Annotated in this window: 15 protein-coding genes; 4 read left to right on the forward strand and 11 right to left on the reverse strand. The window is 44.5% G+C overall.

Annotation, left to right across the window (positions count from 1 at the left end):
* Nucleotides 1-34 precede the first annotated feature (34 nt).
* Nucleotides 35-616: a molybdopterin adenylyltransferase gene (gene mog, locus DQN58_RS03925; RefSeq protein WP_032997757.1), complete on the forward strand. Its 582-nt coding sequence runs from the start codon at nucleotides 35-37 to the stop codon at nucleotides 614-616.
* Between the two features lie 95 nt (nucleotides 617-711).
* Here the strand turns inward: mog and proB are convergent, their stop codons facing one another.
* Nucleotides 712-1,818, reverse strand: coding sequence for a glutamate 5-kinase (gene proB / locus DQN58_RS03930; protein ID WP_006716901.1), 1,107 nt, complete (start codon nucleotides 1,816-1,818; stop codon nucleotides 712-714).
* A gap of 165 nt (nucleotides 1,819-1,983) precedes the next feature.
* On the opposite strand from proB, the gene DQN58_RS03935 reads away from it, so the two are divergent.
* From DQN58_RS03935 to folA, 3 genes are read left to right on the forward strand one after another with little or no spacing between them, the layout of a single operon-like run.
* Entirely contained in the window at nucleotides 1,984-2,769 is a 786-nt protein-coding gene (locus DQN58_RS03935) for a threonine/serine exporter family protein (protein ID WP_081456142.1), read from the forward strand.
* Between the two features lies 1 nt (nucleotide 2,770).
* Nucleotides 2,771-3,235 (forward strand): threonine/serine exporter family protein, encoded by a 465-nt coding sequence (locus tag DQN58_RS03940; protein ID WP_006716906.1) that lies wholly within the window; start codon nucleotides 2,771-2,773, stop codon nucleotides 3,233-3,235.
* 39 nt (nucleotides 3,236-3,274) lie between these two features.
* Nucleotides 3,275-3,757, forward strand: coding sequence for a type 3 dihydrofolate reductase (gene folA, locus DQN58_RS03945; RefSeq protein WP_006716908.1), 483 nt, complete (start codon nucleotides 3,275-3,277; stop codon nucleotides 3,755-3,757).
* Nucleotides 3,758-3,897: 140 nt separating this feature from the next.
* Here folA and DQN58_RS03950 read toward each other — a convergent pair whose 3' ends face one another.
* The 10 genes from DQN58_RS03950 to asd form a co-directional block, all read right to left on the reverse strand.
* Nucleotides 3,898-5,193: a hemolysin family protein gene (locus DQN58_RS03950; RefSeq protein WP_032998080.1), complete on the reverse strand. Its 1,296-nt coding sequence runs from the start codon at nucleotides 5,191-5,193 to the stop codon at nucleotides 3,898-3,900.
* A gap of 91 nt (nucleotides 5,194-5,284) precedes the next feature.
* On the reverse strand, nucleotides 5,285-5,809 hold the full coding sequence (locus tag DQN58_RS03955) for a DUF1523 family protein (protein WP_006716911.1): 525 nt from the start codon (nucleotides 5,807-5,809) through the stop codon (nucleotides 5,285-5,287).
* Between the two features lie 31 nt (nucleotides 5,810-5,840).
* Nucleotides 5,841-6,623, reverse strand: coding sequence for a TatD family hydrolase (locus tag DQN58_RS03960; protein WP_006716913.1), 783 nt, complete (start codon nucleotides 6,621-6,623; stop codon nucleotides 5,841-5,843).
* A 3-nt stretch (nucleotides 6,624-6,626) separates the two neighbouring features.
* Nucleotides 6,627-7,610, reverse strand: coding sequence for a DNA polymerase III subunit delta' (locus DQN58_RS03965; RefSeq protein WP_006716915.1), 984 nt, complete (start codon nucleotides 7,608-7,610; stop codon nucleotides 6,627-6,629).
* A complete protein-coding gene (gene tmk / locus DQN58_RS03970) occupies nucleotides 7,607-8,239 on the reverse strand; it encodes a dTMP kinase (protein ID WP_006716917.1) in 633 nt (210 codons plus the stop codon). The genes DQN58_RS03965 and tmk overlap by 4 nt, the downstream gene beginning before the upstream one ends.
* A gap of 1 nt (nucleotide 8,240) precedes the next feature.
* Nucleotides 8,241-9,284, reverse strand: coding sequence for an endolytic transglycosylase MltG (mltG, locus tag DQN58_RS03975; RefSeq protein WP_006716918.1), 1,044 nt, complete (start codon nucleotides 9,282-9,284; stop codon nucleotides 8,241-8,243).
* 124 nt (nucleotides 9,285-9,408) lie between these two features.
* Nucleotides 9,409-10,464, reverse strand: coding sequence for an AI-2E family transporter (locus DQN58_RS03980; RefSeq protein WP_006716921.1), 1,056 nt, complete (start codon nucleotides 10,462-10,464; stop codon nucleotides 9,409-9,411).
* A 3-nt stretch (nucleotides 10,465-10,467) separates the two neighbouring features.
* On the reverse strand, nucleotides 10,468-10,806 hold the full coding sequence (glnB, locus tag DQN58_RS03985) for a nitrogen regulatory protein P-II (RefSeq protein WP_006716923.1): 339 nt from the start codon (nucleotides 10,804-10,806) through the stop codon (nucleotides 10,468-10,470).
* A 221-nt stretch (nucleotides 10,807-11,027) separates the two neighbouring features.
* Nucleotides 11,028-11,660 (reverse strand): FKBP-type peptidyl-prolyl cis-trans isomerase, encoded by a 633-nt coding sequence (locus DQN58_RS03990; RefSeq protein ID WP_006716926.1) that lies wholly within the window; start codon nucleotides 11,658-11,660, stop codon nucleotides 11,028-11,030.
* Between the two features lie 25 nt (nucleotides 11,661-11,685).
* Nucleotides 11,686-12,555: an archaetidylserine decarboxylase gene (asd, locus tag DQN58_RS03995; protein ID WP_006716928.1), complete on the reverse strand. Its 870-nt coding sequence runs from the start codon at nucleotides 12,553-12,555 to the stop codon at nucleotides 11,686-11,688.
* Nucleotides 12,556-12,599 lie beyond the last annotated feature (44 nt).

Genomic DNA, 12,599 nt, shown 5'->3' on the forward strand with positions numbered 1-12,599 from the left:
TATTGATTAACAAACCTTAAAAATGAGAGAAAAAATGACCGCACTTTTAAAGATTGGGTTGGTGTCTGTTTCTGATCGGGCATCGCAAGGCGTGTATCCGGATCAAGGCATTCCGGAACTTAAACATTGGTTGGAACAGGCGTTGGTGGAGCCTTTTGAGGTAGTCGAACGCCTGATTCCGGACGAGCAACCGGAAATCGAGCGCACGCTATGCAACTTAGTGGATGAAGAACATTGTCATTTGGTGCTCACCACCGGCGGCACCGGGCCGGCAAAACGAGATGTTACACCGGATGCGACACTTGCTGTCGCGGATCGTGAAATGCCGGGGTTTGGCGAGCAAATGCGTCAAGTCAGTTTGCATTTTGTGCCGACAGCCATTCTTTCTCGTCAAGTGGGCGTGATTCGTAAAGACAGTTTGATTTTAAATTTACCGGGGCAGCCGAAGGCGATTAAAGAAACGTTAGAAGGCGTAAAAGATGAAAACGGTAATGTGTTGGTGAAGGGGATTTTTAGCGCCGTGCCGTATTGCTTGCAGCTCATCAACGGATTGTATATCGACACTAAACCGGAAATCATTGCCAGTTTCCGCCCGAAATCAGCACGCCGGAGTTAAATGGGGAGAAAAGTGCGGTCATTTTTGACGGCATTTTTACAGCGCACTAAAACAAAAACGGTATTCCCTTGTTTTGATGGAATACCGTTTTTTGTTTATAGCACAATCATATCATCTCGATGAATGGCGACGGCTCCATATTCATAACCAAGCAGTTGTTCAATATCATGAGACTGTTTACCTTTGATTAATTCCAGTGCATCGCTGTTATAACGTGGCATGCCGAGAGCAATATCTTTGCCTTGTGAGTTACGAATGCGCACAACTTCACCACGGGAGAAACGCCCGCTCACATCAACGATACCCGCCGGTAGCAAGGATTTGTGCTGAATTAACACCGCACTTTGTGCTCCATCATCGATCGTTAGCACGCCTGCTGAGGGGGCGGCGAAGAGCCATTGCTTGCGACTTTCCAATCGATCCGCCTGTACCGTGAATTTAGTGCCGATGGCTTGATCGTATGCTAAATCGACGATGACGTTAGGTTGATTACCCGGCGCAATAATAGTTTCAATGCCAGAACGGGTAGCGACATCTGCTGCGGTGATTTTGGTGGACATGCCACCGGTACCTAAATTTGTGCCGCTACCACCCGCGATAGAACGAATATGATCGGTGATTTTCTCCACGACCGGAATCAATTTCGCCTGTGGATTTTTACGCGGATCGCTGTCAAACAAGCCCTGCTGATCGGTCAATAAATAAAGCTGTTCCGCTTGCACTAAAATTGCCACTAAGGCGGATAAATTGTCGTTATCACCCACTTTAATTTCTGCTGTGGCGACAGCATCATTTTCATTGATAACAGGGATGATGTGATTATCCAATAATGCATGCAATGTATCGCGCGCATTGAGAAAACGTTCGCGATCTTCAATATCCGCACGGGTTAACAACATTTGCCCGATATGAATATCATAAATGGCAAAGAGTTTTTCCCACGTTTGAATCAGCTGGCTTTGACCCACTGCCGCCAATAATTGTTTGGATGCTACAGTAGGTGGTAATTGCGGGTGATTTAAATAATGTCGACCGGCGGCAATGGCGCCTGAAGTGACAATCACTAAACGAAAGCCGGCGCGATGTAATTGTGCCAACTGACGGACGATTTCCATCATGTATGCTAAATTTAATTTGGGTGTGCCTTGGGTTAAGGTGCTGGTGCCGAATTTCACCACAATCGTTTTGTTATTCTGTTGCATACTGACTCCTTGTCAAAAATGCGTTTAAGTTAGCATTAAGCGTGGCAAAAAGCATTAAATTTATCGGGGAAATCCACCGCACTTCAATAGGGGCAGGATGAAATACTGTTGTTCCTTTTAGAAAGTTTTATAATGGGCGGCACAGTCAATTTAGGTAAAAGTATGATGAAAGCAGAACAGATTACTCAGGAATACCAACGAGACGTTACCCGTGTATGCGTAGAAACAGCGTTGTTGTTATTACAACATGGTGTGGAAAGTGCGGTGGTCGTGCAAATGACGCAACGACTTGGTGTTGCGCTTGGGGTTGCCAGCGTGGAATGTGCATTAACCGCTAACGCAGTGATTCTTACCACGCTCACCAACGGACATTGTATTACGACGACCCGTAAAAGTGCCGACAAAGGCATTAATATGCAAATGGTCACGGATGTTCAACGCATTATTATTTCTGCGGAACATGGTATATACGATTTACATCTGGTGAAGAAAAAACTAGACCACCTCAAACCATTAAAATATAACCGTTATTTTGTTGTCTTGATGGTGGGGTTGTCTTGTGCCTCCTTTGCGCATTTATCCGGAGGCGATGCATTAATTAGTCTTATCACTTTCTTGGCTTCCTCTGTGGCGATGTATGTGCGGCAGGAATTATCGAAACGCCATTACAATCCCATGATTGTTTTTTGCATTACAGCCTTTGTGGCGTCATTGATTGCGGGCATGAGTTTGAAATATCAAATCGGCAATGATCCGCAAATTGCCTTGGCGTCCAGCGCGTTGTTGTTGGTGCCTGGATTCCCGTTAATCAATTCACTGGCGGATATTTTAAAAGGCTACGTTAACATGGGGATTAGTCGTTGGGCGGTGGCGACCATTCTCACCTTTGGGGCGTGTTTGGGCATTGTCTTTGCGCTCAGCGTGCTGAACATTACGACTTGGGGGAACTAAGATGGATTGGTTATTTTGGTTACTCGATGATATGTTCTTTGCGGCAATTCCAGCCGTGGGCTTTGCGCTGTTGTTCAATGTGCCGGCTAAAGCACTGAAATATTGCGCGATGCTTGGCGCGTTAGGGCATGTAACCCGTACCTTGTTGCTCCATTGGGATATGCCGATTATTTTTGCCACGGTGGTTGGTGCTGCGCTGATTGGTTTTATCGGGGTTCACCTTTCCCATCGTTATTTGGCCCATCCGAAAGTCTTCACCGTGGCGGCAATTATTCCAATGATTCCCGGCGTGCATGCTTACAAAGCCATGATAGCGATTGTGCAGATTCACCATTACGGTTTTTCTGACGAACTGTTTGCACAAATGATCAATTCCTTTATAAACACCACCTTTATTCTTGGTGCATTAGTTTTTGGGTTGGCGTTGCCGGGCCTGTTGTTCTATCGTGGAAAACCTGTGGTATAGTAACCGCACGTTAAGCCATTAAATAACTTAGGAAAATACATGAATTTAAGCCTAATTGTCGCCATGACGAAAAATCATGTTATCGGTAAAGATAACCAAATGCCGTGGCATTTGCCTGCTGACCTGGCTTGGTTTCGTCAAAACACGACCGGCAAGCCAGTGATCATGGGGCGCAAAACCTTTGAAAGCATTGGTCGCCCGTTGCCGAAACGCACGAATATTGTGCTTTCACGTCAACCCTTCATGCATGAAGGCGTTGTGTGGAAAGCGAGTCTGGAAAGTGCGGTGGATTTTGTGCGCGATTCCGAGGAGATTATGCTGATTGGTGGTGGACAGCTTTTCAAACAATATTTACCGCAAGCCGATCGTCTTTACCTCACTGAAATTCAAACAGAATTGGTGGGCGATACTTTCTTTCCACCAATCGATTGGAATGACTGGTCGATTGAATTTGAACAATACCGTCCTGCCGATGAACAAAATTCTTACGATTGCCGTTTTTTGATTTTGGTAAGAAAGTGATTTTTGCGTAAAAGTGCGGTGGGTTTTCCGTGCGTTTTGATATTCTTCCTCCTTGGTCTGATGTAGGGGGAGGAAGAATACTTGGAATAGGGTTGACGAGCGGGAGCAAAACGGAACGCTCGCCTAAGTGAAAAGAATCCTTATTCCGCCAAGTCTTTTCTAAAGGACACCATCAATTGATCGATTTTAAAATTCTCGGTGTCAATGATTTCAAATTTATAGCGGTCATATAACACAAAATCGGTTTTCTTCGGGATTTTGCGCAACATATACATCATAAAGCCGGCGATGGTCTCATAGTTTTCATCGTGCGGGAAACTTTCGATATCCAAGGCGCGTTTCACATCTTCCAACGGTGTGGCGCCATCAATCAGCCAAGAATCTTCATCACGGCGAATAATTTGTTCTTCTTCACTGGAAACCAATTCGCCCATTACAATGCTCATCACATCGTTTAAGGTCACAATCCCTACGACTAACGCGTATTCGTTGACGATGACGGCGAAATCTTCACCGGTGGATTTAAATAGCTCTAACACTTCATATAAGGACAACGTGTCCGGCACGTACAACAACTTGCGCAATAAGCGGTTATCAGTTAATTGCACTTGTTCTTCTTTTAAAAACAAGGTCAACAAACTGTGGGATTCCACATACCCTAAAATATGATCCAAGCCCTGATCGCAAATCAATAATTTAGAATGAGAGTTTTTCGTTAACGTGTCCAGCACTTGTTGACGGGTGAAAGTGCGGTCTAAAAAGATGATGTTTTCACGCGTGGTCATGGTTGAGGTGACCTTGCGTTGCTGCATATCAAAGATGTTTTCGATTAAATAATGTTCCTGTGCTTTTAACACACCGGCTTCTGCGCCCGCATCTACGACAGCGACAATATCTTCTGATGTCATGCTTTCAACGCGTACGGTGGAAATTCTGAACAGGCGGAACATCACATTCGCCAACGAATCAAAAATCCACACAATCGGTTTTAATAGGATAATGCACAGTTGCATAATGCGTACCGTGCGTAGTGCCACCGCTTCCGGATTGATTAATGCAAGACGTTTTGGCATTAAATCTGCTAATAAAATGAACGAAGCGGTGACAATGATAAAGGCAAGCCAAGATGCAGCACTGTCAACCCAAGGCGCATCGGTATATTGTTGCAGAAACGCTTGTAAATGCACGCTGATAGTTGCTTCGCCAATGACCCCGCCTAAGACGGCAACCATATTTAAGCCGATTTGCACCACCGTAATAAAACGCCCCGGCTGCTCCTGTAATTTGAGCACCATGGCCGCTTTAGTATTTCCTTCGTTAGCCATGTTTTGTAATTTAATACGACGCGCGCCTGCCAATGAAATTTCGGCAGAGGACACGATGGCGCTGACAATAATCAGTAAGATTAAAATTAAAATTGCGCTGAATAAACTCATAAGGTTCTCAATAACTTGATGTAAACGAGACATAAAGTGCGGTTAATTTTGACTGTGTTTTTAACCGCACAAAAGAAATGAAAAAAGAAACCTAATTTTCGCTATCAAACCAGCCGCGAATAAACTGCACGGCAAAGAAGAAGGTAAAGAATAAAAGTACGTAAAGAATATAGCTAAAAATCGGGTGGCTTGGGGTATTGGTTTCCGTTACTTCTTTTACGGATAACGCATTTGGAAACTCATCAAACATGGTCAGACGCCAACCGTAATATTTAATTTCCACGGTTTTTTCTTCATTGCCCAAGGCTTGCGCCAATGCCTGTAAATTTGCTGAGCCGAATTTGAAATAGAACGGAAAACCCCAACGGGTATCTTCGTTGCGATATACCATCACTTTGCCGTTTTCATGTTGCGTATTGATAAAATACACATCGCGGGTCGGGCCGTCTACCGGATTGGCTTTTGTAATCGGCCCGTCTTTATCTACCCGTTTCACCTCAACGCCGGTCACTTTGGTGACATCATAGCTCGGCATCGCATAATTTATCGCCGCAGCAATGCATAAATGAAAAAGAAAAATGACGGAAATAAAAAAATATTTTAAAAATTTTCTCATCTTTTTGTCCTATTGAAATGAGATTGGTTAATTATTGTACCTGAATTTTAAATAAACGCTCGAAGTTTTGCGTGGTGATTTGCGCCATTTCCTCGGCTGAAACGCTTTTCAATGTCGCAATATATTCACACACTTCGCGGGTATATGCCGGTTGATTTTGTTTACCGCGATAAGGCACCGGTGCCAAGTAAGGCGAATCGGTTTCCACCAACAGACGATCCAACGGTAGTTTGCGCACCACATCCCGAAGTTCTTCCGCATTTTTAAAGGTGATAATCCCTGAAATGGAAATGTAAAAACCCAAGTCTAACGCTTGTTTTGCCATGTCATAGTTTTCGGTAAAACAATGCAAAACGCCGCCGCACTTTTCTGCCTGATTGTCGCGTAATAGGCGAATCGTGTCTTCGCGCGCCTCGCGTGTGTGAATGATGACCGGTTTATTTAGCTGGTTGGCCACGTCAATTTGGCTAGCAAACACGGCTTGTTGGGCGGCTTTGTTTTCTGCACTGTAATAATAATCTAAGCCGATTTCGCCGATGGCGATGACTTTTGGATCTTGTGCCAAGCGTAACAAACGCGCGGCATCATAAGGTTCTTCTTCAAAATCCAGCGGGTGCACGCCACAGGCTAAAGAGACGTTATCGAATTTTGCTAATTCCGGATACACTTTTTCAAAACGGCCCAAGGTCACGCCAATCGCTAATAAATGTTTCACATCGCGTGCTTTTGCTTTTGCCACGACATCAGCAATATTTTGATGTAATGTTTCGTAATCTAAGGCATCCAAATGGCAATGGGAATCCACAATAAACATATTTTATCCTTCAAACACTTCAGTAATTAAACGGGTCAGCCCGTCGAGTAAAATCAATTCTAAATTCAACGCCGAATTTGCCGATAAATCTGACCGCACTTTGCCAACAATTTGTGTCGCTTTTAACAATGCCGGTGCAGACAGTCCTTGGCTAAATTGAATGACGCCTTGTTCAATATCCTGACAAATCCAGTCTTCGTGAATATGCAGCTTGTTTTTCAAACTGTCGCTTAAAAAAGCCGACAACCAATCCAGCTGCTGCAAGACAAGTTCTTTAGTAAAAAACGGCAGTAATTCCAAGGGCGAACAACGACGATAGAATAGCCAAAATTGGCGTAAAAATTCCCGTCGTTGCGCCAGTAAATTTTGCTCTAACATGGCAAGTGCGAGCAGTGGTCGAGCATAATTCACCCGAAGTGCGGTCAATATATCGGATGTTTCGGCGGATGTTTGTGATTGCAACCACTGTAATGCCGTGACTGTGTCCGGTGGTAAGAGGTTCCACACTTGGCAGCGACTGTAAATGGTTGGCAACAACGCCTTTTGCATATCGCACTGCAAAATGAAATAGGTGTTCGGACGAGGCTCTTCCAGTGTTTTTAAAATGGCGTTGGCAGCGGCTTCCGTCAGACGATGTGCCTGTTCGATATAAACGACTTTATTGCCGTTTTGCTGCGCATGCTGCGTCGCTTGTTCGTTCATGGCACGAATTTGATCCACGCCGATGTCTTTGTTATCAATGGGCGAGATAGGCTGGAAATCCGGGTGGCTGTTGGCTTGCATTAAATGGCAAGCATGGCATTCGCCACAAGCCTCCGCCCCGTTGGGTGTTAAGCACATCAGACGTTTTGCCAACGCGGAGCAAAGTTGCTCTACACCAAGGCCGTCATCGGCGCGAATCAGCAGGGCGTGGTGCCCTAAAGCCTCATCAAAAGCCTTTGTGATTTTGTGATAAGTTGGCGTCAGCCAAGGGGTTAAAAGGCTCATTTTGATAGCGAAATCCACCAATTTTTGACCGCACTTTTAATGTCTGCCTGCACTTGCTCAATGGATTGTTCCGCATTGATCATCACGGCTTTCGGATTGTCTTTTACCAATTCTAAATAACGGGCACGGGTACGGTGGAAAAAATCCAGATGTTGTTGTTCGATACGATCCAGCTCACCTCGTCCACGGGCGCGGGCTAAACCGACGGCTGGATCAATGTCTAAATACAGGGTCAAATCCGGTTCAAAATCGCCCAATACGATTTGTTTTAAATGCGTTAAAAAAGCAGCTCCCAACTGGCGGCCACCGCCTTGGTACGCTTGTGACGACATATCATGGCGATCCCCAACGACCCATTTGCCTTTGGCGAGGGCGGGCTTAATGACATTATCCACTAATTGAATTCGGGCAGCATATAACATCAACAATTCGGCTTTGTCTGTGACCGGCTCTTCTGTTTCATGTTTAATGAGGTGACGTAATTTTTCTGCTAACGGTGTGCCACCGGGTTCGCGGGTGAACACGACATCATTAACACCCAATTCCTTTAAGGTATCCACGACACATTGATGGGCGGTACTTTTGCCCGCGCCTTCCAAGCCTTCAATCACGATAAATTTGCCTGCCATATTATTTTCCGTTTTGTTGGCGGTACCAGCGTAAATATTCCTGCACCGCTTTATTGTGTTCATTCAAGTTTCGACTGAATTTGTGACCGCCCGTGCCGTCGGCAACGAAATAATAAAATTCCGTTTGCGCAGGATGCGCCACAGCTTGTAATGCATCTTCGCTTGGCATGGCAATCGGCGTTGGCGGTAAACCATCAATCACATAGGTGTTATAAGGGGTCGGCGTTTCTAAATCTTTTTTACGAATATTACCGTTGTAATCCTCCCCCATGCCGTAAATCACTGTCGGATCGGTTTGAAGCTTCATTTTGGCTTTCAAACGATTGATAAACACCGATGCCACTTGAGGGCGCTCTGCGGCGATGCCGGTTTCTTTTTCTACGATAGACGCGAGAATCAACATCTCGTAAGGATTTTCTAAGGGTAAGTCCTTATCGCGCTCATTCCAGGCTTTATCTAAGGCTTTTTTCATGCGTTCTGCAGCGCGTTGCAACAGTTCTAAGTCGGTAGAGTTCGGCGTGTAATTATAAGTGTCCGGATACAACCAACCGTCGATTTTCATCCATTCATCAATGGCTTTTGAGACTTTTGGCAGTGCCAATAACTGGAAAATCTCTTGTTCGGATTTATCTTTTAAGGTCTGTTTTAAGTGCGGTGCGTTTTCGAGGCGTTTTCGCCAATTTTTAAAGGTGTTGCCTTCAATAAATTGCACGTTAAATTGCGCTTCTTTGCCTGAGTTGAGTAATTTCAGCAAATCTTCTACGGTTTTCACATCATCCAACAAATAAGTGCCCGCTTTCACTTTGCTCAATTTCGGGTGCAATTTTAAGGCCCAAGGCAATAATGCGGCACTGTCCAAAATACCTTCTTGCTCTAACAACGTGACTAATTTATTACCGGTTGTGCCACGTTCTACGGTAAGAAGTTGATCCTTTTGTACATTGACGGGTTGTTGTACAAACTGTTCTAGTTGTTGATATCCCCAAAAGCCGGCGCCTGCCAATAAGGCAACGAGGAACAAAAGAAGGAAGAAAAATTTTTTCATATGCGTGATCGTGGCGTTGTGAAAGACGTTGTAAAAATGATGATAAAAGTGGCGGGATTATAGCACGAAATTGTGTTTTTTATCGAAAAAGAGCCTTGTCGAAACAAGGCTCTGATACGCAGGATTATTTATTTTCATGGGCACTGTCAGAATCACCGAGCAACAAGGCGTACTTCACGGTTGTTGGGCTAGCTTCTAAGGCAATTTTGAGTGCCATGGTGAGCGGCACAGACAGCAACATTCCTACTGTTCCTAGCAACCATCCCCAGAACAACAAAGACAGGAATACCACCAACGTGGAAAGCCCCAATTTTTTACCCATTAATCGAGGTTCAAGCACATTGCCGATAATCATGTTGATGGCAATGACACCGATAATGACTTCTAAGCCCACCACAAAACCGTTGAGTAACAATGCCTGTACGATAATCGGAATGGCAGCGATAATTGAGCCGATATTGGGAATGTAATTGAGCAGGAAACTCAGTGTTGCCCACAAAATCGCATATTGCACACCGACAATTTCCAATAAAAGCCAAATGCAAATAGCGGTTAACAAACTCATCATGGTTTTTACGCCAAGGTAGCTGATAACGCCTTGTAGAATACGATCTAAATAACGTTCTTGTTGGCTGATTTCCTTCGAGTCACTGCTAAATACCACGGCAAATTTGTGTTTAGCATAAGGGGCTTCCAACAACATGAAAATCACGACTAACACCAACACGAAAATATTGGTGACCACGCCGGAAAAACTGAGAAAAACACGACGCACAAAATTCATGATCACGCTTGGATCGAAATGCTCCATGATGCTTTTTTCGGAAATATCCAACGGGATTTTCAGACTTTGTGAAAGTGCCACTAGGCTATTAACCCGTTCGCCTAATAATTGGCGATATTGCGGGATCGATTGGCTAAATTCTTGGATTGTGCTGTTAATTAAGCCGAACAGAAAGAAAAAGACGATTAAAGTCAATGCTAACAACAAGCCAATAGCGAGACCGTAGGGCACTTTTTTCTTGGTCAGGTAATTGAGTGACGGCGAGCAAATAATCGCGATAAACAGCGACAGTAAAAATGGCACGACAATTTCTGAGGCCGCTTTAATACCGGCTAAAATAATCACGATAGCAGCACAGGCGACCAGTGCTTTTACTAAAGAAGCGTGTTTTTCCATTAACTAAATTGCATCCTCGTTTTCTTCACCGGTACGGATACGAATCACCCGTTCCACTTCATACACAAAAATTTTGCCGTCCCCGATTTTGCCGGTTTGTGCCGTATCGACGATAGCGTCCAAGCATTGTTCTAATAAATCATCAGGTACCACAATTTCCATTTTCACTTTCGGCAGAAAATCCACCATGTATTCGGCACCACGATACAATTCCGTATGTCCTTTTTGGCGTCCGAAACCACGGACTTCGGTGACGGTCATGCCGGTAATGCCAATGTCGGATAAGGCTTCGCGCACATCATCCAATTTAAACGGTTTAATGATTGCTTCGATTTTTTTCATTCTTGTTGCTCCTGAAAATGGTCATTAAAAATCAGCCTGTTGTGAGCGCAGACTTTATCAGATCTTGAGAGTGAAAAACACTGGAGAGTATGAAAAACATCACGGAAAACGACCGCACTTTTATGCACTTTTCTTGGTGAGGAAATTAAATAGCATGGAGATTTTTACATAAAAAAACGGCGCTATGATTAACGCCGTTTTGAGTGAGATAAGTTATCCGATTAAAGAATTTCTAATAATTCCACTTCAAAGACTAATGGACTAAATGGTGGGATGGCTGCGCCTGCGCCACGTTCGCCATAGGCTAATTCGTGTGGAATTGCCAAACGCCATTTGGAACCAACCGGCATCATAGAAAGCGCTTCGATCCAACCTTTGATTACGCCGTTAACCGGGAATTCTGCCGGTTGGCCGCGTGCGACGGAACTGTCGAATACGGTACCGTCCGGTAATGTGCCGGTGTAGTGAACGCGTACTTTGTCTGTTGTCGATGGCACGTTGCCGTTGCCTTCAACTAACACTTCATATTGTAAGCCGGAATCCGTGACTTTCACGCCGTCTTTTTGTTTGTTCGCCTCTAAGAAAGCTTTGCCTGCGGCTTCAATTTCTTTGAATTGCGCTTGTTGGGCTTCCGCAGCTTGTTGTTGCAATTGTTGCAACGCTTGGCTGATTTCGTTGAAATCTAATGCCGGCGCATGTTGATTTAACACATCGTAAATCCCTTTTGCTACCGCTTCCGCTTTCACCGCTAATTGGCTATCCAATAATTGTTGACCGATTTGCAAACCGATACCATAACTGCCTTTGGCTTCGGTATCGTCTAATGTCACTTGATTGAAAAATTCTGCTGTCATGTTGTTTTCCTTTCTGTTGATAAAACTATTTCATTGTGGCTAAGATTTCGCCCATTCTTACCGGAACGTCCACCTCTAAATGTTCTGCTAAGGTCACGGAATTCGCCGGGAATAAGTTAATGACGGTTGAGCCCAATTGGAATGCGCCCATTTCTTGACCTTTGGTAAGTTTAATGGCGTTGTCTCCTTGATATGTCCAGACTTTGACTTCACCGGTGCGTGGCGGATTAATGACGCCGGCCCAAACCGTGCTCATGCTGGCAGTAATGGTCGCCCCCACAAGGATTTGTGCCATTGGGCCGAACGCTGTATCAAAAACACAAATAACGCGCTCATTGCGAGCGAATAAATTTGGCACGTGTTCCGCTAAGAACGGATTGACCGAGAATAAATCGCCCGGCACATAAATCATTTTGCGCAAGGTCGCATCGCACGGCATGTGGACGCGGTGATAATCACGCGGAGATAAATAAATCGTGGCAAATTCGCCGTTTTTAAAGGTGTTAACTAATTCTTCATCGCCGGCTAATAAATCAGATAGGCTGAAAAAATGCCCTTTGGCTTGCAATAAACGTTCATCGTCAATATGCCCGATTTGGCTCACGCGACCATCCGCCGGCAAGCAAAGTGCGGTCGGATTTTCATTGATTTTTCTCGCGCCGTCTTTTAACTCACGAATAAAAAATTGGTTGAAGCTTTCATAATCACTAAAGTTCTCTTTTTTTGCTTCGCTCATATCTACGTTGTATTTCTTTGCGAAAACCTTGATCACGAAATGTGTTACCGCACCCCATTTTTGTTGGGCAAACCAGCCGGCTAATTGGGTTAAATACAGTTGCGGCATAATGTATTGAAAAGCAACTTTCGCACGTTGCCAATAAGTGAATTTATTCATAGTGGTTATTTTTTCTACAGTGTCAAAAAGAAGTCGGTGATTAT

This window comes from Aggregatibacter segnis ATCC 33393 (assembly GCF_900476035.1).
Classification (GTDB): domain Bacteria; phylum Pseudomonadota; class Gammaproteobacteria; order Enterobacterales; family Pasteurellaceae; genus Aggregatibacter; species Aggregatibacter segnis.